Annotated in this window: 13 protein-coding genes; 4 read left to right on the forward strand and 9 right to left on the reverse strand. The window is 68.5% G+C overall.

Annotated elements, in window-relative coordinates; translation table 11 throughout:
- Positions 1-4: 4 nt before the first annotated feature.
- The gene (locus tag ACAM52_RS26055; protein ID WP_369644973.1) at positions 5-2,221 is read left to right on the forward strand and encodes a TonB-dependent receptor; all 2,217 of its coding nucleotides are present in this window, start codon (positions 5-7) and stop codon (positions 2,219-2,221) included.
- Here the strand turns inward: ACAM52_RS26055 and gshB are convergent, their stop codons facing one another.
- The 9 genes from gshB to ACAM52_RS26100 all read right to left on the reverse strand — a co-directional run bounded on the left by gshB (position 2,222) and on the right by ACAM52_RS26100 (position 15,236).
- The gene (gshB, locus tag ACAM52_RS26060) at positions 2,222-3,175 is read right to left on the reverse strand and encodes a glutathione synthase (RefSeq protein WP_095949732.1); all 954 of its coding nucleotides are present in this window, start codon (positions 3,173-3,175) and stop codon (positions 2,222-2,224) included.
- A complete protein-coding gene (locus ACAM52_RS26065) occupies positions 3,175-4,458 on the reverse strand; it encodes a benzoate/H(+) symporter BenE family transporter (RefSeq protein ID WP_369644974.1) in 1,284 nt (427 codons plus the stop codon). The genes gshB and ACAM52_RS26065 overlap by 1 nt, the downstream gene beginning before the upstream one ends.
- Positions 4,459-4,499: 41 nt before the next feature.
- Complete coding sequence (locus ACAM52_RS26070; RefSeq protein WP_159273598.1) at positions 4,500-6,368, reverse strand: potassium transporter Kup; 1,869 nt, start codon at positions 6,366-6,368, stop codon at positions 4,500-4,502.
- A gap of 156 nt (positions 6,369-6,524) precedes the next feature.
- Positions 6,525-7,841, reverse strand: a complete 1,317-nt coding sequence (gshA, locus tag ACAM52_RS26075) for a glutamate--cysteine ligase (protein WP_062477724.1) — start codon at positions 7,839-7,841, stop codon at positions 6,525-6,527.
- A 184-nt stretch (positions 7,842-8,025) separates the two neighbouring features.
- Positions 8,026-9,318 (reverse strand): glutamate-5-semialdehyde dehydrogenase, encoded by a 1,293-nt coding sequence (locus ACAM52_RS26080; protein WP_369644975.1) that lies wholly within the window; start codon positions 9,316-9,318, stop codon positions 8,026-8,028.
- 73 nt (positions 9,319-9,391) lie between these two features.
- Positions 9,392-10,462 (reverse strand): DNA polymerase III subunit delta, encoded by a 1,071-nt coding sequence (gene holA, locus ACAM52_RS26085; protein WP_062477727.1) that lies wholly within the window; start codon positions 10,460-10,462, stop codon positions 9,392-9,394.
- 23 nt (positions 10,463-10,485) lie between these two features.
- The gene (gene lptE / locus ACAM52_RS26090) at positions 10,486-11,007 is read right to left on the reverse strand and encodes an LPS assembly lipoprotein LptE (RefSeq protein ID WP_062477729.1); all 522 of its coding nucleotides are present in this window, start codon (positions 11,005-11,007) and stop codon (positions 10,486-10,488) included.
- A gap of 35 nt (positions 11,008-11,042) precedes the next feature.
- On the reverse strand, positions 11,043-13,673 hold the full coding sequence (leuS, locus tag ACAM52_RS26095; protein WP_369644976.1) for a leucine--tRNA ligase: 2,631 nt from the start codon (positions 13,671-13,673) through the stop codon (positions 11,043-11,045).
- An 87-nt stretch (positions 13,674-13,760) separates the two neighbouring features.
- Positions 13,761-15,236, reverse strand: a complete 1,476-nt coding sequence (locus tag ACAM52_RS26100) for an FAD-dependent oxidoreductase (protein WP_369644977.1) — start codon at positions 15,234-15,236, stop codon at positions 13,761-13,763.
- A 130-nt stretch (positions 15,237-15,366) separates the two neighbouring features.
- On the opposite strand from ACAM52_RS26100, the gene ACAM52_RS26105 reads away from it, so the two are divergent.
- The 3 genes from ACAM52_RS26105 (at position 15,367) to glgX (ending at position 22,002) form a co-directional block, all read left to right on the forward strand.
- Entirely contained in the window at positions 15,367-17,025 is a 1,659-nt protein-coding gene (locus tag ACAM52_RS26105) for an alpha-amylase family glycosyl hydrolase (RefSeq protein ID WP_369644978.1), read from the forward strand.
- A gap of 5 nt (positions 17,026-17,030) precedes the next feature.
- Positions 17,031-19,211, forward strand: a complete 2,181-nt coding sequence (glgB, locus tag ACAM52_RS26110) for a 1,4-alpha-glucan branching protein GlgB (protein WP_369644979.1) — start codon at positions 17,031-17,033, stop codon at positions 19,209-19,211.
- A 715-nt stretch (positions 19,212-19,926) separates the two neighbouring features.
- Positions 19,927-22,002 carry a glycogen debranching protein GlgX gene (glgX, locus tag ACAM52_RS26115; protein ID WP_369644980.1) on the forward strand — a complete coding sequence of 692 codons (2,076 nt, stop codon included), beginning with the start codon at positions 19,927-19,929 and terminating at the stop codon, positions 22,000-22,002.
- Positions 22,003-22,070 lie beyond the last annotated feature (68 nt).

Consider the following 22,070-nt stretch of genomic DNA (forward strand, 5'->3'; position numbering starts at 1 on the left):
TTTCATGCCCGCTCCTCGCTTCTTCCTCCGGCCGACCGTGGCCGCCTCGCTGCTGGCCCTTCACGCCCTGACGGCCCTGGCGCAGACGCCGCCGGCCGAACCGGCGGCCCCCGCCAGCGGCACGCTGAGCACCGTCACCGTCGAAGCCAGCGCCGACGCCTCGGCCGAAGGCCTGACCAAGCCCTTCGCGGGCGGTCAGGTGGCGCGCGGCGGGCGCGTGGGCATCCTGGGCAACCAGGACATGATGGATTCGCCCTTCTCCAGCACCAGCTACACGCACGAGCTGATCCAGAACCAGCAGGCCAAGAGCGTGGCCGACGTGCTGCAGAACGACCCGTCGGTGCGCGTGGCGCGCGGCTTCGGCAACTTCCAGGAGTCGTACTTCATCCGCGGCTTCGTGGTGAATTCGGACGACATCGCCTACAACGGCCTGTACGGCCTGCTGCCGCGCCAGTACATCTCGTCGGAACTGTTCGAGCGCGTCGAGGTGCTGCGCGGCGCGAGCGCGTTCCTGAACGGCGCCACGCCCACGGGCGGCGGCATCGGCGGCAACATCAACCTGCTGCCCAAGCGCGCGCCGAACGAGCCGCTCACGCAGGTCACGCTGGGCACGGCCAGCGGCTCGCAGAGCTATGTGTCGACCGACATCGCGCGCCGCTTCGGCCCCGACCAGAGCCTGGGCGTGCGCCTGAACGCGGCCCACCGCGACGGCGGCACCGGCGTGAACGCCGAGCAGGTCAAGCTCGACGTGGCCTCGGTCGGCTTCGACTGGCGCAGCCGCAACGCGCGCATCTCGGCCGACATCGGCCACCAGGAACACCGCCTGACGCGCACGCGCCCGAACGTGACGCTCGGCGCCGGCGTGACGCGCGTGCCGTCGGCACCCGACAACCAGCTCAACTACGCACAGCCCTGGACCTACTCCAACGAGCGCGACACCTTCGGCTCGCTGCGCGGCGAGTACGACCTCACCGACAACGTGACGGCCTGGATCGCCGGCGGCGCGCGCAAGAGCCACGAGGGCAATGCGCTGGCCGGCCTCACGCTCACGAACAACCTGGGCATGGGCAACATGTCGCGCTTCGAGAACCAGCGCCAGGACAGCACCCGCACGGCCGAAGCCGGCGTGCGCGGCAAGTTCACGACCGGCCCGGTGAACCACACGGTGGTGGCCTCGTACTCGTACTACCAGCTGAAGGAGAAGAACGCCTACAAGTGGGACTTCTTCAACCCCCTGAAAACCAACCTGTACGCGCCCATCGGCTACCCGATCCCGGCCTACACGGCGAGCGCGTTCCGCGGCAACGACATGGACAACCCCGCGCTGCTGACGCAGACGCGCCTGAGCAGCCTGGCGATCGGCGACACGCTGTCCTTCCTGGGCGACCGCGCGCAGCTCACGCTCGGCGTGCGCCGCCAGAAGCTGGAAAGCACCGACTTCGCCTACGACACCGGCAAGCCCACCGCGTACGAGAAGAGCCGCACCAGCCCGATGGCCGGCTTCGTGTTCAAGCTGCAGCCGCAGGTGTCGCTGTATGCGAACTACATCGAGGGCCTGAGCAAGGGCGACACCGCGCCCACGGTGTCGACCGCCGGCGCCGTGCGCAACGCGGGCACGCAGCTCTCGCCCTATGTGTCGAAGCAGAAAGAGATCGGCATCAAGTTCGACGGCGGCCGCATCGGCGGCGGCCTGGCCTTCTTCACGACCGACAAGCCGCGCGCCCTCGTCAACAGCGCCGGCTACTACGTGGCCGAAGGCCGCGACCGCCACCAGGGCCTGGAGCTGACCGCCTTCGGCGAAGCGGCCAAGGGCGTGCGCCTGATGGGCGGCATCACCTTCCTGGACGCCAAGCAGCGCGCCACAGGCGACGCCACGACCGACGGCCGCCGCGTCATCGGCATCGCGAAGACACAGGGCACCCTCGGTGTGGAATGGGACGTGCCGGGCGTGCGCGGCCTGTCACTCGACGGCCGCGTGGTGGCCACGGGCCCGAGCTACGCGGACGCCGCCAACACGCTGCGCGTGCCCGGCTGGACGCGCTTCGATGTCGGCGCGCGCTACCTTACCGAGGTGGCCGGCAAGCTGGTGACGCTGCGCGCGCGCATCGACAACCTGACCAACCGCAACTACTGGGCCTCGGTGGGCGGCTATCCGAACAACGGCTACCTGGTGCTGGGTGCGCCGCGCACCTTCACGCTGTCGGCGTCGGTCGACTTCTGATCAGGCCGAGGCCAGGTGCGCCTCGAGCGCATCGATGAACATCTTCGGCACGTCGAAGCCGGTCTGCTCGGTGATCTCCTGAAAGCACGTGGGGCTGGTCACGTTGATCTCGGTGACCGCGTCGCCGATCACGTCGAGCCCGATCAGGAGCAGCCCGCGCGGCGCCAGCACCTTGCCGATGGCTTCGGCGATCTCGCGGTTGCGCGCCGTGAGCGGCTGGGCCACGCCCTTGCCGCCGGCCGCGAGGTTGCCGCGCACCTCGGTGCCCTGCGGAATGCGCGCCAGCACGAAGGGCGCCGGCTCGCCCGCGATGATCAGGATGCGCTTGTCGCCCTGCGTCACCTCGGGCACGAAGCGCTGCACCATGATGGTTTCGGCGCCGTCCTTGTTGAGCGTCTCGACGATGGAGCCGAGGTTCAGCGCGTCCTGCTTCACGCGGAAGATGCCCATGCCGCCCATGCCGTCGAGCGGCTTGAGGATGATGTCGCCGTGCTCCGCATGAAAGTCGCGCACGGCCTGCGCGCTGCGCGTGACCAGCGTGGGCGTGACGAACTGCGGAAACTCCATGATCGCGAGCTTCTCGGGGTGGTCGCGCAGCGCGCGCGGCGAGTTGACCACCTTCGCGCCCTCGCGCTCGGCCTGCTGCAGCAGGTGCGTCGAGTAGATGTACTCGGCGTCGAAGGGCGGATCCTTGCGCATGAGCACGGCGTCGAAGTCCTTCAACGCCTTCGATTCGACGATGTCGACGCGGTACCAGTCCTTCGGGTCGCCGGTCAGCGTGATCTGCTGCACCACCGCCGAGACGCGCCCGCCGGAGGTCCACTGGATGTCCTGCGGCAGGCAGGCCGCAATGCGGTGGCCGCGGCGCTGGGCCTCGCGCATCATCGAGAAGGTCGTGTCCTTGTAGATCTTGAAGTGATCGAGCGGGTCGGCGACGAAGAGGATGTTTTTCATCAGGCGTTCTTTCCGGCGCCGGGAGCGGCGGCTGTGGAGGGGGTTTCTGGCGGCATGTTGCCGGAAGCGGCGATGTCCTTGCCGGCGGGGGCCTTTTCAATGGGCAGCTGCACCCGTGCACGACCGAGCTGCTGCACCGCCAGCGCCACCGCGCCGGCCACCACGCCCCAGAAGGCGGAGCCGATGCCGGCCAGCGTCACGCCCGAGAGCGTGACCAGGAAGGTGATGAGCGCGGCCTCGCGGTGCGCCTCGTCGCGCACCGCCGCCGCCAGCCCGCCGCCGATGGTGCCCAGCAGCGCCAGCCCGGCGATGGCCGCGACCAGCTCTTTCGGAAAGGCCGTGAGCAGGCCCGTGACGGCCGCGCCGAACAGGCCGATCACCACGTAGATGGCGCCGCAGCTCACGGCCGCCGTGTAGCGCCGCGCTGGGTCTTCGTGCGCCTCGCGGCCCATGCACATGGCGGCCGTGATGGCGCTCAGGTTGAGCGCGAAGGCGCCGAAGGGCGCGAGCACCAGCGTGGCCAGGCCGCTGATGGTGATGAGCTTGCTGACCGGCAGGTCGCTGTAGCCGCTGGCACGGATCGCCGCCACGCCGGGCAGGTTCTGCGAGGCCATGGTCACGACGAACAGCGGCAGCGCCAGGCTCACGATGGCCTGCCAGGTGAAGACCGGCACCGTGAACACCGGCCAGGTGAGCGAGAAGTGCACGGCCGACCACGCCAGCTCGCCGCGCGCGGCCGTGAAGGCGATGGCCACCAGCAGCGTGAGCGGCACCGCGTAGCGCGGCAGCAGGCGCTTGCCCACGAGGTAGGTGGCGAGCATCAGCAGCACCAGCGGCAGCGCGGTCTGCGCCGCCGTGAAGGCCGAGATGCCGAAGCGCGCGAGCACGCCGGCCAGCAGCGCCGAGGCGATGGCCATCGGGATCTTGTTCATCACGCGCTCGAACCAGCCCGTGGCACCCGCGAGCACGATCAGCACCGCGCAGACGATGAAGGCGCCCACCGCCTCGCCCATGCCGTAACCCGTGCCGGCCACGGCCAGCACGGCCGCGCCGGGGGTGCTCCAGGCAATCATGACGGGCTTGCGCCACCACAGCGAAGGCAGTGCCGAGGCCAGCCCCATGCCGATGCCCAGCGCCCACATCCACGAGGCCGCCATCTCGGGCGTGGCGCCGAAGGCCTGGGCGGCCTGGAACACGATGGCCACCGAACTCGTGAAACCCACGAGCACGGCGACGAAGCCCGCGGTGAAGGCCGAAAGGCTCAGGTCCTTGAAGAATCGCATGCCGCGATTCTGCCGGGGCGCGCGGCCTGGCGCCGCGGGCCTCAGATCTCGATCTTCGAGCCGAGCTCGACCACGGCGTTGTTGGGCAGCCCGAGGAAGGCCGCCGCGCCGCTCGCGTTGTGGTGCATCTGCGCGAACAGCTTCTCGCGCCAGGGCGCCATGCCGCTGCCCAGCGTGGGGATCACGACGTCGCGCGAGAGGAAGTAGCTGGTCGTCATCGGCTCGAGCTGGCAGCCGCGCATGCGCGCGTTGTCGAGCGCGCGCGGCAGGTCGATGTCGTTCTTGAAGCCGTAGTGCACGATGACCTGCCAGCAGTGGTTGCCCAGCGCCTCGATCTCGATGCGCTTGTCCATCGGAATCCAGGGCACCTCGTGGTTGCGCACGGTGACGAACATGTTCTGCTCGTGCAGCACCTTGTTGTGCTTGAGGTTGTGCAGCAGCGCGTTGGGCACCACGCCCGGTTCGGCCGTGAGGAACACGGCCGTGCCGTCCACGCGCGCGGGCGGGCTCATGAACACCGAGCCGAGGAACGACTTCAGGTCGATCGCGTCGGCATGCTGCGCCTCGCCCATGAGGCGGCGGCCTTCCTTCCAGGTGACCATCAGCGTGAACACGGCGCCGCCGATCAGGAGCGGGAACCAGCCGCCTTCGAACAGCTTGAGCAGGTTCGAGGCGAAGAACAGGAAGTCGACCACGAAGAAGATCGCGGTCGAGGCGATGCACAGCGCCAGCGGCAGCTTCCACGCGTAGCGGATCACGAAGAAGGTCAGGATCGTGGTGATCAGCATGTCGGTGGTCACGGCGATGCCGTAGGCCGCCGCCAAGCTGCTCGAGGTGCGGAACATCACGACCGCCATCACGATGGCGACGAACAGGCCCCAGTTGACCAGCGGGATGTAGATCTGCCCCGCCGTGCGCACGCTGGTGTGCTCGATGTTCAGGCGCGGCAGGTAGCCCAGCTGGATCACCTGGCGCGTGACGCTGAAGGCGCCGGTGATGAGCGCCTGCGAGGCGATCACCGTCGAGAGCGTGGCCAACAGCACCAGCGGAATCAGCGCCCATTCAGGCGCCATCATGAAGAACGGGTTCTTCACGGCCTCGGGGTTCTCCAGGAGCAGCGCGCCCTGGCCCAGGTAGTTGAGCGTGAGCGCCGGCATGACGACCGAGAACCACGCGATGCGGATCGGCTTCTTGCCGAAGTGGCCCAGGTCGGCGTACAGCGCCTCGGCGCCGGTCACGCACAGCACCATGGCGCCCAGCAGGATGAAGCTGGTGCCCGGGTTGTCCCAGATGAACTTCAGCGCATACCAGGGATTTAGCGCCTTGATGATCTCGGGGTGGTGCGCGATCTGCCACACGCCCAGCACGGCGATGGCCGCGAACCAGGCCAGCGTGACGGGGCCGAAGAACTTGCCGATGCCCGCCGTGCCGCGCTTTTGCACCGCGAACAGGCAGAACAGCACGACCAGCGTGATCGGGATCACGTAGTGCTTGAAGTGCGGCGACACCACCTCCAGGCCCTCGACCGCCGAGAGCACCGAGATGGCCGGCGTGATCACGCCGTCGCCGTAGAACAGCGAGGTGCCGAAGATGCCGACGATCAGCAGCAGCTGGCGCAGCCTGGGCTTGTCGGCCACGGCCTGGGAGGCCAGTGCGAGCATCGCGACCAGGCCGCCCTCGCCTTCGTTGTCGGCGCGCAGCACGAGCACGACGTACTTGATGGAGACGATGACCGTGAGGGTCCAGAAGAACATCGACAGGATGCCGTAGACGTTCTCCACGGTGAACGGCACATGGCCGTGACCGAAGACTTCCTTGACCGCATAGAGAACGCTGGTGCCGATGTCGCCGTAGACGACGCCGATGGCGCCGACGATGAGGCCGGCAGAGATGTTTTTGGGGGCTGACACGGGGGTCGATGGGAAAAGGTTGGCTCGCAATGATCGACGCGTCAGTCACGCCGGGGTGCCGCGGCCGTGCCGCGCATCCCTCCGCCCTTTTGGTTCCGTTGCTGTGGGGCCGCTATTTTGCCGTTGCCCGCCGACGCCGCAACCCGCCCCCGCCGCTCATTCGTAGATTTCGGCGTCCGGATCGGTCGCTTCCATCTCGTAACTGGCCGCGACCATGGCCAGGCGCCCCACCACGCCATACATGTAAAAACGATTGGGGGCGCTGGCGCCGGGCTTGGCACCCGGCTGCGGCAGCTGCGCGCTTTCCGAGAAGGCCAGCGGCACGTAGCTGGCGCCCGGCTGCTTGAGGTTCTCGTCGGCGGCGCGCTCGGCGTGCACGCGGTAGAAACCGCCCACCACGTAGCGGTCCATCATGTAGACCACCGGCTCGGCCACGCCGTTGTGCACGCGCTCGTTGGTCAGCACGCCTTCCTGCACGATCAGCTCGGTGGGCTCGCGCAGGTCGCGCCCGGCGCTGGTCTTGGCGGGCGACGAGGTGGCGGTGCGCGACTTGCCGATCAGCGCCTCGACCTCCTTGGCGTCGCGCACGGTCACGACGCCGGGGCTGCCGCTGCCGCTGTGGCCGCCCTTGACGACCACGAAGGGCTTCTCGTTGATGCCGTATTCCTTGTACTTGCGGCGCACCTTGGTGAGCACCGCGTCGACATGGCTGGTGAGCACGTCGATGCCGCGGCCCTCGGCCACGTCGACGCCTTCGGCACGCGCGTAGATCGGGTTGATCAGCCAGGGGTCGATGCCCAGCAGCTTGCCGAAGCGCTTGCACAGCTCTTCGTAGCTGTGCAGGTGGTTGCTCTTGCGGCGCACCGACCAGCCCGCGTGCAGCGGCGGCAGCAGGTACTGCTCGTGCAGGTCTTCGAGGATGCCGGGCGTTCCTGCAGAAAGCTCGTTATTGAGCAAAATTGTGCAGGGATCGAAGTTCTTCAGGCCCAGGCGGCGCTTGGAACGCACCACCGGTTCGAGCGTCACGGTCTCGCCGTTGGGCAACTCGATCTTCTTGGGCGACTTGATGGCCGGATCAATGGAGCCGATGCGCACATTGAGGCCCGCCATGTGGAAGATACGCACCAATTGCGCGACGTTGGCGAGATAAAAGGTGTTTTTCGAGTGATTTTCAGGAATGACGAGCAGGTTGCGCGCCTCCGGACAGATCTTCTCGATGGCCGCCTGCGCGGCCTGCACCGCCAGCGGCAGCATTTCCTTGGTGAGGTTGTTCCAGCCACCGGGGAACAGGTTGGTGTCGACCGGGGCGAGCTTGAAGCCCGCGTTGCGGATGTCGACGGCGCTGTAGAACGGCGGCGTGTGCTCCATCCACTCGAGGCGGAACCAGCGCTCGATGGCGGGCATCGAGTCGAGCACCCGCTGCTCCAGTTCGTTGATCGGGCCGGTCAGGGCAGTGACGAGATGCGGAACCATGCAGCGGCCTTGTTGGTTTTGTGCTTAAAGGTGGAGTGGAATTGTAGGATTTGGGGATGGCGCGCCCGATGACAAGCAGTCAAAGAGAACAAAGCACCCCAATCCACAACACACGTTGCAAGAACACCGCGGCACGGGCCTCGCCGCGCCGCCGGCCCGATGGCCCCGGCCTTTCGGACCCCGATTAACCGCGGACTTCGCCCTGCCCCAGCACCACGTACTTGAGCGAGGTCAGGCCTTCGATGCCGACCGGGCCGCGCGCGTGGAACTTGTCGGTGCTGATGCCGATTTCGGCGCCCAGCCCGTACTCGAAACCGTCCGCGAAGCGCGTGCTCGCATTCACCATCACGCTGGCCGAATCGACCTCGCGCAGGAAGCGCTGGGCGTTGATGTGGTCGCGCGTGACGATGGCGTCGGTGTGGTGGCTCGAGTAGCGGTTGATGTGCGCAATGGCCTCGTCCAGCCCCGCCACCACCTTGATGCTGATGACGGCGGCCAGGTACTCCTCGGACCAATCGGACTCGACCGCATCGATCACCTTCGCCTGCGGATGGTGCGCCTCGCTGGCGCGCAGGATCGCGGCGGCGGCCGGGTCGCAGCGCATCTCGACGCCCTTGGCGGCGAAGATGGCGGCGATCTCGGGCAGGAAGTGGTCGGCCACCGAAGCCGCCACCAGCAGGCCTTCGGCGGCGTTGCAAGGGCTGTACTTCTGGGTCTTGGCGTTGTCGACGATGCGCAGCGCCATGTCGAACTCGGCCGTGTCGTCCACGTAGACGTGGCAGTTGCCGTCCAGGTGCTTGATGACCGGCACCTTGGCGTCGCGGCTGATGCGTTCGATCAGGCCCTTGCCGCCGCGCGGAATGATCACGTCGACGAACTCGGGCATGGCGATGAGCTGGCCCACGGCCTCGCGGTCGGTGGTCTGCACCAGCTGCACCGCATCGACCGGCAGGCCGGCTTCGGCCAGCGCCTCGGACACCAGCAGCGCCAGCGCCTTGTTCGACTCGATGGCCTCGGAGCCGCCGCGCAGGATGGCGGCGTTGCCGCTCTTGATCGCCAGGCTCGCGGCCTCGATGGTCACGTTGGGGCGGCTCTCGTAGATCATGCCGAAGACGCCGATCGGCACGCGCATCTGGCCCACGCGGATGCCGCTGGGCTGCTGCTTCATGCCGATGATCTCGCCGATCACGTCGGCCATGCCGGCCAGCTGCTCGCAGCCCTCGGCCACGGTCTCCAGGACCTTGGGCGTGAGCTTGAGCCGGTCGACCATCGGGGCCGACAGGCCGGCGGCCGTGGCGCGCTCCAGGTCCTTTTGGTTGGCGACGGCCAGCGCGGGGCCGGCTTCGCGCAGGCGCCGGGCCAGCGCTTTCAGTGCTCTGTTTTTGGTAGCTGCATCCGCACGGGCCATGAGGAATGCAGCGGCTTTGGCTTGCAGACCGAGGGTCTGCATGTGCTCGCTGACGTTGAACGCGTTCATGACCGGCATTTTCCCACGCGGACCTTCGGCCCGGCTGACGCGGGCCTTTTGATGGCGATCGACGGCGGGAGCGTCAGGCCCGGCGCGGCGCCGCGGCCGTGCTGCAGGCGCGGCACAGCATCAGCGCCAGCCGCTGCAGCGCCTGCCAGCCGCTGGCGGGCCAGTCGGGCTGCTTCAGGCCCTTGCAGATGCCGTCGACCAGGTGGGCCGCGCGCAGCAGCCGGGTCAGCATGCGGTCGTCCAGGCGCGGCAGCACGCGCTCGAAGGCGCGCTCGCGCGGGCCCCAGATGCGGTTCTCGCGCAGCGCCATCGGCAGCGGGCGGCCGGCGGCCATGGCGTCCTTCACGCGCTTGAGGGCGCGGATGTCCTCGGCGATCGTGTAGTGCACCAGCACCTCGGCCTCGCCCTCGGCCTGCAGGCCGTCGAGCATGCGCGCCACGCGCTGCGGGTTGCCGGCCAGCACGGCCTCGGAGAGCTTGAACACGTCGTAGCGCGCCACGTTGTTGACGGCGCCCTCGACCTGTTCCCAGCTCAGCTCGCCGGCCGGGTGCAGCAGCGCGAGCTTCTGGATTTCCTGGTGCGCGGCGAGCAGATTGCCTTCGACGCGGTCGGCAAAGAACTGCAGCGTGCGCTGGCCTTCGTCGCCGGGCATCACGCGCTGGTTCTGCAGCCCCAGGCGCTGGGCGATCCATTGCGGCAGCGCGGCGCGCTCGATCGGGTCGACCTGGATGCTCACGCCGTTGTTCTCCAGCGCCGAGAACCACGCGCCGGTGCGCGTGGCCTTGTCCAGGCGCGGCAGCATCACCAGCGTGAGCGTGCTGTCGTTGCCGGGCGCGCCCTCGGCCAGCTGCTGCAGGGCGACGCTGCCGTCCTTGCCGGGCTTGCCCGAGGGAATGCGGATCTCGACGATCTGCTTGTCGGCGAAGAGCGAGAGCGAGCCCCCGGCCGCGAGCACCGCGCTCCAGTCGAAGTGCGCGCCGGCCACGGTGTACGAGCTGCGCTCGGTGTGGCCCTGGGCGCGCGCGGCGGCGCGGATGGCGTCGGCCGCCTCCTGCGCGAGCAGCGGCTCGTCGCCGTGGATCGTGTAAAGCGGCTTCAGGCCCTTTTGCAGGTGGGCGCCGAGCTGGGCACTGGCAAGTTGCATTGAAAAAAGAACGGAAGCGACGCTTACAGGGACTGCACCGCCGCCAGCCGGCGCATCAGCTGCTGCGCGATGTCGGCCTGCATGTCGCGGAACAGCAGGTCGGCCTCGCCTTCCTTGGCCAGCGCGTTGGTTTCGTTGAAGCTCAGGTCGCGCGTCTGCGAAACCTCGGACGCGGGCAGCAATTCCTTGCCGCCCGGCGTGCGCAGGCTGAAGCGCACGCGCAGGCGCAGCTGCAGCTCGCGCAGCAGGCCGGCGGAGTTGGTCGAGATCACGAAGCGGTCGCGGTCCTCGCCCAGCACGACGAGCACGGCGTCGGCGGTGCTGGCCTCTTCCTTGGGCACCAGCGTCACGTTGCCGGCCGCGCGCAGCTCGCGCCGCAGCTGGTTGATGAGCGCCGTATTGCCTTCGAGCGACAGCGTCTTGAACGCGAAGTTCGGCGCCTTGCGCAGCGCGAAGCCGCAGCCGGACAGGGCCAGCGAAGCGCCTGCCACGCCGAGGCCCAGGAGAAAGCCGCGGCGCGGCTGCGAGGCATTGCGAATGTTCATGCGTCTGTCGTTTCCGTCGTTCTGCAGTGTCGGGTTCAGATGACCACGTTGACCAGGCGCCCGGGCACCACGATCACGCGCTTGGCCGGCGCGCCTTCGGCGAAGTTGACGAAGTCGTCGCAGGCGAGCGCCAGCCGCTCGATCTCGTCCTTCGAGGCACCGGCGGGCACCAGCAGCTTGCCGCGCAGCTTGCCGTTGACCTGCAGCATGAGCTCGACCTCGTCCTGCGCCAGCGCGGCCACGTCGACCACGGGCCAGGGCGCGTCGAGCAGGTCGCCCGATGCCTTGTCGTAGCCGAGTTGCTGCCACAGCTGGTGCGCGATGTGCGGCGTGGCCGGGTACAGGCAGCGCAGCAGGATGCCGAAGCCCTCGCGCGCGGCGGCCGCGTCGCCCGCGCTGCCGTCGGGCTTGAAGCCTTCGAGCGCGTTGAGCAGCTTCATCGCGCCCGACACCACCGTGTTGTATTGCATGCGCTGGTAGTCGTAGTCGATCTGGCGCAGCACAGTGTGCACCTCGCGGCGCAGCGCCTGGGCGGGCTTGCCGAAGCTCTGGCCGGCGAGCGCCACGGGCGCCACGTCGGCCTGGGCCACGCCGTAGTTCCACACGCGGCGCAGGAAGCGGTAGCTGCCTTCGACGGCCGCGTCGTTCCACTCGAGCGTGGCTTCGGGCGGCGCGGTGAACATGGTGTACAGGCGCGCGGTGTCGGCGCCGTACTTCTCGATCAGGTCCTGCGGGTCGACGCCGTTGCGTTCGCTCTTGCCCATCTTGCCCACGCCGCCGTACTCGACCTTGGTGCCGTCGGCCAGCGTGCCGCCGGTGATGCGACCCTGCGCGTCGAGCACCGCCGTGACTTCGAGGGGCGGGAAGTAGTCCTTGCCGCCCTTCTCGTTGCGCTTGTAGAAGATGTGGTTGAGCACCATGCCCTGCGTGAGCAGCTTGGCGAAGGGCTCGTCGGCCTTCACCAGGCCCAGGTCGCGCATGACCTTGGTCCAGAAGCGCGCGTACAGCAGGTGCAGGATCGCGTGCTCGATGCCGCCGATGTACTGGTCCATCGGCATCCAGTAGTCGGCGCCCTCGGCGACCATGGCCTTGTCGTTGGTCGGGTCGCAGTAGCGCATGAAGTACCACGACGAATCGACGAAGGTGTCCATCGTGTCGGTCTCGCGCCGCGCGGCCTTGCCGCACACCGGGCACACCACGCCGGCGTGGAAGCCTTCGTGCTTGGCCAGCGGGTTGCCCGAGCCGTCGGGCACGCAGTCGGTCGGCAGCACCACGGGCAGGTCTTTTTCGGGGACCGGCACCGCGCCGTGCTCTTCGCAATGGATGATCGGGATCGGCGTGCCCCAGTAGCGCTGGCGGCTCACGCCCCAGTCGCGCAGGCGCCACGTGGTCTGCAGCTCGCCCAGGTCCTTCTGGCCCAGCGCATGCGCCACGGCGGCCACGGCCTCCTTGTAGGTCATGCCGCTGAAGTTGTCGGAGTTGATGGTCACGCCGCGCTGCTTGTCGCCGTACCAGTCCTGCCACTTGTGATAGTCGAAGTGCGGCTCGTCGTCGACCAGCACGACCTGGATGATCTCGATGCCGTACTTGTTGGCGAAGGCGAAGTCGCGCTCGTCGTGCGCGGGCACGCCCATCACGGCGCCGTCGCCGTAGCCGATGAGCACGTAGTTGCCCACCCACACCGGCACCTGCTCCTCGGTGATCGGGTGCTTCACGGTCAGGCCCGTGGGCACGCCCTTCTTCTCTTGCGTGGCGAGCTCGGCCTCGGTCGTGCCGCCACCCTTGCATTCTTCGATGAAGGCCGCGACCTTGGGATCGAGCGTGGCGGCGTGCGCGGCCAGCGGGTGCTCGGGCGCGACGGCGCAGAAGGTAACGCCCATGATGGTGTCGGCACGCGTGGTGAACACGTACATGCGACCGTCCTGGATCAGCTTGCCGCTCGCGTCCCGGATGTCATGCGTGAACGCGAAACGCAGGCCTTCGCTCTTGCCGATCCAGTTTTCCTGCATCAGCTTGACGCGCTCGGGCCAGCCCGGCAGCTTGTGCTGGGTGTGCTCGAGCAGTTCTTCGGCGTAGTCGCTGATCTTCAGGTAGTAGCCGGGAATTTCGCGGCGCTCGACCGTGGCGCCGGTGCGCCAGCCCTTGCCGTCAATGACCTGTTCGTTGGCCAGCACGGTCTGGTCGACCGGGTCCCAGTTCACGACCTGGGTCTTGCGGTAGGCGATGCCCTTTTCGAGCATCTTCAGGAACAGCCACTGGTTCCACTTGTAGTAGCTCGGATCGCAGGTGGCGATCTCGCGGCTCCAGTCGATCGCCAGGCCCATGGCCTGGAGCTGGCCCTTCATGTAGGCGATGTTCTCGTAGGTCCACTTGGCCGGTGGCACGCCGTTCTTCAGCGCCGCGTTCTCGGCCGGCAGGCCGAAGGCGTCCCAGCCCATGGGCATCAGCACGTTGTAGCCGCTCATGCGCAGGTAGCGCGTGAGCATGTCGTTGATCGTGTAGTTGCGCACGTGGCCCATGTGCAGCTTGCCGCTGGGGTACGGCAGCATCGAGCAGGCGTAGTACTTCTTGCGGCTCGCGTCCTCGGTGACACGGTAGACATCGGCGGCGCGCCATTGCGCCTGGGCAGCGGACTCGACGTCGCTGGGTTTGTAGCTGGGGTTCATGACATCTCGGCAGGGCCCGGCTCGACGGCGGCCGGGAAGGCGGATTATCGCGCCGTGCGTGATCGTCCCCCGGGCCCCATGCCGGAATCAGGCCCTTTCCTGCGGCGGCGGGGCGGGCGTCCACTCGTCGCCGAACAGTTCCGGCTCGCTGTAGGCCTCCAGATTCGCCCAGTGGTGGGCCGCATCTTCCCGGTAGAACAGGCTGGCCAGCCCCGCCGCCAGGCGCCGCGCGCCGTCGCTGATGGCGGGAATGTCGCCCGACACCGTGCCGTGCGACAGCGCCGCCGGGTAGCAGAAGCAGTGGATGCGATCCAGCCCCGGGCAGGCGCCGGGCGCGTTTTCCTGGAATTCGAAGGCCGGCCCGAGGTCGGGCGAATCGGCCAGTTCGCGGTCTTCGTCGCCGGGCGCGGGCGTGAAACGGTCTTTCCAGGTACGAATGTGCGCGGCAATGCCCGCGAATTCGGGGCGGGCGGCCCAGTCGACCTGGAAACCGGTCGACACGATCAAAAAGTCGAATTCGAAATCGCCCTTGGGCGTGGCCACGCGCAGCGCCTCGCCCTGCGGTGCCACCGACAGGATGGGGCAGCCGAAGTTGAAGAAAGCGTTGGCGTGCCGCGACACCCGCAGCGTGCTGCCGTGCGGCGGCGGCACGTTCAGCACGTTGATGTAGTGGCGGATACGCCATTTCAGTTCGTCGGGCAGGTCGTAGTGCCCCTGCGTGAGCCCCGGCACGCCGGCGCCCTTGCCCTTGTTGACGCGCGGCAGGTCGGGCCGGCGGATCAGCAGCTCGACGCTGTGCGCGCCGGCTTCGAGCGCGGTGGCGGCGCTGTCCATCGCCGAGGAGCCCGCGCCGACCACGCCCACGCGCAGGCCTTTCAGGCGCGCGTAGTCCATCTCGTCGGAGGAATGCGCCCACTTGGCACGCGGCAGGCCGTCGACAAAGGCGGGCACGGCCGGGCCGCCCAGGCCGTCGCGGCCGGTGGCCAGCACGACGCGGCGCGCCAGCACGCGGCGTTCGCCGCCCGGCGTGCGCAGGTCCAGGCGCACGGCGCTGGCGTCGGGCAGCGGTTGCAAGCCCGTAACAGCGGTGTCGTTGCGCACATCCACGCCCATCACGCGGCGGTACCAGACCAGGTAGTCCATCCACTGCAGGCGCGGGATCTTGTCCATCGCGGCCCAGGCCTCTGTGCCGAACTGGGCCTCGAACCAGGCGCGGAAGGTCAGCGAGGGCAGCCCCAGCGCCGGGCCCGTGAGCTCCTTGGGCGAGCGCAGGGTTTCCATGCGCGCCGTGGTGGCCCAGGGGCCTTCGCGGCCGGCCGGCGCGCGGTCGAAGACCACCGCGCGGATGCCTTGTTGCGCCAGCGCGCCCGCCGCGGCCAGCCCGGCCTGGCCGCCGCCGATGATGGCCACGTCGAGCACGGGTTCGCCACCGATCTGGCGCGGCGGCACCCAGGCGCGGGCGGGCCAGCCGAGGTAATCGAGGTCCTGAGCGAGCCGGCGTTCGAGCGCGGCAAGGCCGATGGGTGGGGCGGAGGGGGAGAAGGCGGTGTCGTCGGTGGTCATCGGTCGGGGGTCGGGGCGGCAGCGCCCCGCCCTGCTGAATTTACCCACTTCCGCGCGGCGCCCGCCTGCCACAGCGTACCGCTGGCCCGGATTTCGCATGCCACAATGAATTTCGACCACAGGGGCAGGCATGAGCGGCAGCAACGGCGAATGGTGGCGGGGCGCGGTGATCTACCAGATCTACCCGCGCAGCTTCATGGACAGCAACGGCGACGGCGTCGGCGACCTGCCCGGCATCACGTCGAAGCTCGACCACGTCGCCCGCCTGGGCGTCGACGCGGTCTGGGTCTCGCCCTTCTTCCGCTCCCCCATGAAAGACTTCGGCTACGACGTGGCCGACTACCGCGCCGTCGATCCGCTGTTCGGCACGCTGGACGACTTCGACGCGATGCGCGCACGCATGCATGCGCTGGGCCTGAAGCTCATCATCGACCAGGTGCTCTCGCACACCTCCGACCAGCACGCCTGGTTCGCCGAAAGCCGCAGTTCGCGCGACAACCCGAAGGCCGACTGGTACGTGTGGGCCGACCCCCAACCCGACGGCACGCCGCCCACCAACTGGCTCTCGGTCTTCGGCGGCTCGGCCTGGCAGTGGGACTCGCGCCGGCGGCAGTACTACCTGCACAGCTTCCTGGCCGAGCAGCCCGATCTCAACTTCCATTGCGCCGCCGTGCAGGACGCGCTGCTCGGCGAGGTGCGCTTCTGGTGCGAACGCGGCGTGGACGGCTTCCGCTTCGACGCCTGCAACCACCAGTTCCACGACGCGCTGCTGCGCGACAACCCGCCGGCCACGGGCGAATCGATGGGCGAGGTCAGCACCGTGCGCGCCGACAACCCGTATGCGATGCAGGTCCACCTGTACGACAAAAGCCAGCCCGAGAACCTCGTGTTCCTCGAGCGCCTGCGCCAGCTGCTCGACGGCTACGGCGCGGTCGCGCTGGGCGAGGTCGGCGACGAGAACGCGCCGCCGGTCATGGCGCAGTACACCGAACTCGGCAAGCGCCTGCACCTGGCCTACAGCTTCAGCCTGCTGACGGCCGACCACAGCCCGAAGCACCTGCGCCACCAGGTCGAGTCGCTCGACACCGCACTGGCCGTGACGAACGGCTGGGGCTGCTGGGCGGTGTCGAACCACGACGTGCCGCGCGTCGCCACGCGCTGGAGCGACGGCGCCGCGCCCGACACGCGCCGCGACCGGCTCTGGCTCGCGCTGCTGCTGGCGCTGCGCGGCAGCGCCAGCCTCTACCAGGGCGAAGAGCTGGGCCTGCCCGAGGCCGACGTGCCCTTCGAACTGCTGCAAGACCCCTACGGCCGCGCCTTCTGGCCCGAGTTCAAGGGCCGCGACGGCTGCCGCACGCCGATGCCCTGGACCGCCCAGGCGCCCAACGCCGGCTTCAGCACCGGCACGCCCTGGCTGCCGGTGGACGGCGCCCACCTGCCGCTGGCCGTCGAACTGCAGGAGGCCGACCCCGGCTCGATGCTCGCCTTCAGCCGCGCGCTGCTGCACTGGCGCCGCACCCAGCCGCTGCTGCGCACGGGCGCGCTGGCGTTCGTCGATGCGCCCGCGCCGCTGCTGCACATCGTGCGAAGCGACGGGGACGCGGTGCTGCATGCGATCTTCAATACAGGCATCGAACCTGTCTCAGTTCCCTTGCCCGCGCCGCTGATGCCGCTGGCCGGCCACCCGCTCGCGCCGACCGCAACGGTCACCGCCGCTCCAAAGCCCCTGCTGACGTTGGCGCCTTATGGCGTGTTCTTCGGCACGACTGCCGAAGCAGGAGGACGCTGAACCCCATGCCCCCTTCTCCCTTCCTCCAAGCTGCCGACATCCAGGCGCTGATGCGCGCCGAGCATGGCGACCCGTTCGCCGTGCTCGGCCCCCACGAGACCGCCGACGGCCTCGAGGTGCGCGCGCTGATGCCCGGCGCGCGGCAGGTGGCCGTGGTGCATTCGCGCACCGGCTGGCCGCTGTCGATCCTTGCGCGGCACGAGGGCTCCGACCTGTTCAGCGGCCTCGTGCCCGCGGCCGAGGCGCGCATGGGCTACTCGTTCCAGGTCGACTGGGAGACCGGGCACGCCTCGCGGCTCGAAGACCCGTACCGTTTTCCGTTCGTGCTCGGCGAGACCGACGTGTGGCTGCTGGCCGAGGGCACGCACCTGCGGCCGTGGGAGCGGCTGGGCGCGCACCTGCGCGAGATCGACGGCGTGAAGGGCGTGGCCTTTGCCGTGTGGGCGCCGAATGCGCGGCGCGTGTCGGTGGTGGGCGACTTCAACAACTGGGACGGCCGTCGCCACATGATGCGGCTGCGCCGCGAGTGCGGCGTGTGGGAAATCTTCGCGCCGCACGTGGCGACCGGCGACAGCTACGAATTCGAGATCCTGTCGTCGCGCGGCGAGGTGCTGCGCAAGGCCGACCCCTTCGCGTTCTCGTCGCAGCTGCGCCCCGGCACCGCCTGCGTCGTGGCGCCGCTGCCCGCGCCCGTGCCGATGCCCACCGGGCGCGCCGAGGCCAACGCGCACCAGGCGCCGATCAGCATCTACGAAGTGCACCTGGGCTCGTGGCGCCGCAAGCACCACGGCCAGGAATGGCTGGACTACCGCGAGCTGGCCGACACGCTCGTGCCCTATGTGCGCGACATGGGCTTCACGCACATCGAGCTGCTGCCCATCACCGAGCACCCCTTCGACGGCTCGTGGGGCTACCAGCCGATCGGTCTCTATGCGCCGACCTCACGCTTCGGCACGCCCGGCGACTTCCGCCATTTCGTCGAAGCCGCGCATGCCGCGGGGCTGGGCGTGATCCTCGACTGGGTGCCCGCGCACTTCCCGACCGATGCGCACGGCCTGGGCAACTTCGACGGCACCGCGCTGTACGAGTACGCCGATCCGCGCGAGGGTTTCCACAACGACTGGCAGACGCTGATCTTCAACTACGCCCGCACGGAGGTGCGCAACTACCTCGTGGGCAATGCGTTGTACTGGCTGGAGCGCTACGGCGTGGACGGCCTGCGCGTGGATGCGGTGGCGTCGATGCTGTACCGCGACTACAGCCGCAAGGCCGGCGAGTGGGTGCCGAATGCGCAGGGCGGGCGCGAGAACCTGGAGGCCATCGATTTCCTGCGCCGCATGAACCGCGTGGTGGGCGTGGAGCGTCCGGGGGCTGTGACCATTGCCGAAGAGTCGACGAGCTTTCCGGGCGTGACGCGGCCGCCGGAAGACGGTGGGCTGGGCTTTCACTACAAGTGGAACATGGGGTGGATGAACGACACGCTGGCGTATGCCGGGACCGATCCGGTCTATCGCAAGCACCATCACCAGCAGATCACCTTCGGGCTGATGTACGCGCACAGCGAGAACTTCGTGTTGCCGCTGTCGCATGACGAAGTGGTGCATGGCAAGGGGTCGATGATCGGGCGCATGCCTGGAGACGAGTGGCAGAAGTTCGCGGGGTTGCGCAATCTGTATGGGTACCTCTGGGCTTATCCGGGGAAGAAGCTGCTGTTCATGGGAGGGGAGTTTGCGCAGTACGCGGAGTGGAATGCGGATCGCGGGTTGGACTGGCACTTGCTCGAGCATGCGGGGCATCAAGGGGTGCGGCGGTTGGTGCGCGATCTGAACAACGTGTATCGGCACTTTCCTGCTTTGCATGAGCTGGACCATGAAGGGTCCGGGTTCGAGTGGTTGGTGCATGACGATGTGGCGCAGTCGGTGTTTGCGTTTGTTCGGCGGGCGCGGGATAGAACGTTTGTGGTGGTGGCTTGCAACTTCACGCCGTTGCCTCGGCATGCGTATCAGCTTGGCGTTCCTGTCGCGGGGGCTTATCGCGAAATCATCAACACCGATGGTTCGGTGTATGGCGGCAGCGGCGTGGGAAACGGGATTGTCGAGAGCGCCCCCACCGCCTGGCATGGGAAAGCGGATTCGATTTCGGTCAGCGTGCCGCCACTCGCTACCGTGATGTGGGTGTTGGCTTGATAAGCCTGGAATCGTCTTTTTTCCCGAGGCCGGGTCTCGCCCCGGCAGGCGACCTACTTTTCTTTGCTTCGCCAAAGAAACGTAGGCAAAAGAAAGGCGACCCTACTGTCTGCGTCCCTCCGCTTCGCTGCGGGCAACCTGCGGTGCTCACGTTTCGCGGGGTCTCGCCCAAACTCGCTTCGCTCAAACAAGGGCGAGCCCTGATCCGCGAAACGCTCCGCTCCTCGGCGCATACAGAAGGGATTGGGATACCAACAGGCCATCGCTTCGCTCGGCCAGTGGGCCGCAGCAGGCGCTTCGCGCCTGCTGCGGCTGGGATTGGTAGCGGCGGTGGTTGGAACTTGAACGGAGGCGCGCGCGCGAGTGCAGACGTGCCTACGTGCACGAGCACGAGCACCAACACGAGCACGGGATTTGGCTGTTGGAAACTCTCGGGCCGAGCGAAGCGACGGCCCGCCCGGTGTCAAAGCCCCTCTGGCTGCGCCGAGGAGCGCAGCGTTTCGCGGATCAGGGCTCGCAGCTGTTTGAGCGAAGCGAGTTCTGCGAGACCCCGCGAAACGCGAGCACCGCAGGTTGCCCGTAGCGAAGCGGAGGGTCGCAGACAGTGGGGTCGCCTTTTCTTTGCTTACTTTCTTTTGGCGAAGCAAAAGAAAGTAAGTCGCCCGCCGGGGCGAGTCCCGGCCTCGGGAAGCAAAAGCCGCCGGGGAGTCAAAGCATGCTGAGCCCCGGCCATCCCCTCCCCTTAGGCGCAACGCCATCACAACAAGGCGTCAACTTCGCTATCACAGCGCCAACAGCAACCAAAGTAGAACTCTGCCTCTTCGACAGCACAGGCAAAAGCGAACAACAGCGCCTACCACTCCCAGAGTGCACCGACGGCATCTGGCACGGCTTGCTTCCCAACGCAAGAGCCGGCCTGGTCTACGGCTACCGAGTCCACGGCCCGTGGGCACCCCATGAGGGGAAACGCTTCAACCCCGCCAAGCTCCTCCTAGACCCTTACGCCCGAGAAATCCTCGGCCACTACAACGGCAGCGACCTCTTCCTGGGCCACGCCCCCACAGACCCGACCCAACGCGACCACAGAGACAACGCCCCCATCGCCCTCAAGGCCCGCGTCACAGCACCCAGCAACGCACCCCAAACAACGGGCCAGGCTCACATCCCCCCCACCGACCGCGTCCTCTACGAACTCCACATCCGCAGCCTCACCCACCAGCACCCCGGCGTGCCCGAACCGCTCAGAGGCACCTACGCCGGCCTCGCAGAACCCGCCCTCCTCGACCACCTGCAACGCCTGGGCATCACCACCCTCAGCCTCACGCCCGTACAGCACCGCGCCGACGAACAGCGCCTGCTCGCCAAGGGCCTGACCAACCACTGGGGCTACAACACCATCGGCTGGTTCGCCCCCGAGGCGCGCTTCTGGAGCGGCCGCCCCGGCACCACGCCCGCCAGCGAGTTCCGCGCCATGGCCGATGCGGTGCATGCGCGCGGCATGGAGCTGGTGATCGACGTGGTCTACAACCACAGCGCCGAAAGCGACGAACTCGGCCCCACGCTCTCGCTGCGCGGCATCGACAACGCCCTGTACTACCACCTGCGCCCCGACGACCGCGCCCTGTACGAGAACTGGGCCGGCACGGGCAACTGCCTGAACCTCGGGGAGCCGCGCGTGCTGCAGCTGGTGATGGACAGCCTGCGCTTCTGGGCCTGCGAGATGGGCGTCGACGGCTTCCGCTTCGACCTCGCCCCGGTGCTGGGCCGCGACGCGCAGCGCGGCTTCGATGCGCGCGCGCCCTTCTTCGCGGCCATCGCGCAAGACCCGGTGCTGTCGCGCACGCTGCGCATCGCCGAGCCCTGGGACCTCGGCCCCGGCGGCTACCGACTCGGCGAGTTTCCGCCCGGCTGGCTCGAATGGAACGACCGCTTCCGCGACACGCAACGCGGCTTCTGGCTGCGCCAGGGGCGCGAGGGCGCCGCCGGCCTGGGCGACTTCGCGCACCGCTTCACGGCCTCCAGCGCGAGCTTCGCGCACGACGGCCGCGCACCGACCGCGAGCGTCAACTTCATCACCGCGCACGACGGCTTCACGCTGCGCGACCTCGTGAGCTACGAACAGCGCCACAACCTCGCCAACGGCGAAGACAACCGCGACGGCCACGCCCACAACCTGAGCACCAACTGCGGCGTCGAAGGCCCGAGCGACGACCCCGCCGTGCGCACGATGCGCGCGCGCCTGCAGCGCACGCTGCTCGCCACGCTGCTGCTGTCCCAGGGCACGCCGATGCTGCTGGCCGGCGACGAGCTCGGCCACAGCCAGGGCGGCAACAACAACGCCTACTGCCAGGACAACGAGACCACCTGGCTCGGCTGGATCGGGCTGTCCGACCCGGCCAGCGAACGCGCGCGCCTGACGGCCTTCGTCGCGCGGCTCACCGCCCTGCGGCGCGAGGCGCCGGTGCTGCGCAGCACGCGCTGGTGGCCGGCCGAACCGCCGACCGACGCACCGCCGGGCATCCGCTGGCTGCGCCCCGACGGCCAGCCGATGGCGCCGGCCGACTGGCACGCGGGCACGGCCCTTGCGATCCTGTTCGGGAATGCCGAGGACGCCTGGCTGGTGCTGGTGAATGCGGGCCCGGGCCCCGTCACCTTCACGCTGCCGCAGGGCGACTGGCGCTGCTGCCTGGCCACCGATGCCGAAGACCCCGACGCCCTGCGCGCCGCGCCCCGCCCTCTGGGCCGCGCGGTGGAGGTGCCGGTTTCGAGCCTCTGGCTTGCAAGAACGTAGGAGCCAAGCCCACGGCGCAGTGCCAGACTCGGTGCGGACACTCTGAAGACGACGACGAATTCAACACA

Origin of the sequence: Variovorax sp. V118 (assembly GCF_041154445.1) — a bacterium.
GTDB lineage: Bacteria > Pseudomonadota > Gammaproteobacteria > Burkholderiales > Burkholderiaceae_C > Variovorax > Variovorax boronicumulans.

Excerpts from the sequence above, each read along its gene's own strand:
- gshA (WP_062477724.1), bottom strand. The coding sequence starts at position 7,841 with ATGGTTCCGCATCTCGTCACTGCCCTGACCGGCCCGATCAACGAACTG.
- glgX (WP_369644980.1), top strand. The coding sequence starts at position 19,927 with ATGCTGAGCCCCGGCCATCCCCTCCCCTTAGGCGCAACGCCATCACAA.
- glgB (WP_369644979.1), top strand. The coding sequence starts at position 17,031 with ATGCCCCCTTCTCCCTTCCTCCAAGCTGCCGACATCCAGGCGCTGATG.
- ACAM52_RS26080 (WP_369644975.1), bottom strand. The coding sequence starts at position 9,318 with ATGAACGCGTTCAACGTCAGCGAGCACATGCAGACCCTCGGTCTGCAA.
- ACAM52_RS26065 (WP_369644974.1), bottom strand. The coding sequence starts at position 4,458 with ATGCGATTCTTCAAGGACCTGAGCCTTTCGGCCTTCACCGCGGGCTTC.
- holA (WP_062477727.1), bottom strand. The coding sequence starts at position 10,462 with ATGCAACTTGCCAGTGCCCAGCTCGGCGCCCACCTGCAAAAGGGCCTG.
- ACAM52_RS26055 (WP_369644973.1), top strand. The coding sequence starts at position 5 with ATGCCCGCTCCTCGCTTCTTCCTCCGGCCGACCGTGGCCGCCTCGCTG.
- ACAM52_RS26100 (WP_369644977.1), bottom strand. The coding sequence starts at position 15,236 with ATGACCACCGACGACACCGCCTTCTCCCCCTCCGCCCCACCCATCGGC.
- leuS (WP_369644976.1), bottom strand. The coding sequence starts at position 13,673 with ATGAACCCCAGCTACAAACCCAGCGACGTCGAGTCCGCTGCCCAGGCG.
- gshB (WP_095949732.1), bottom strand. The coding sequence starts at position 3,175 with ATGAAAAACATCCTCTTCGTCGCCGACCCGCTCGATCACTTCAAGATC.
- ACAM52_RS26105 (WP_369644978.1), top strand. The coding sequence starts at position 15,367 with ATGAGCGGCAGCAACGGCGAATGGTGGCGGGGCGCGGTGATCTACCAG.
- lptE (WP_062477729.1), bottom strand. The coding sequence starts at position 11,007 with ATGAACATTCGCAATGCCTCGCAGCCGCGCCGCGGCTTTCTCCTGGGC.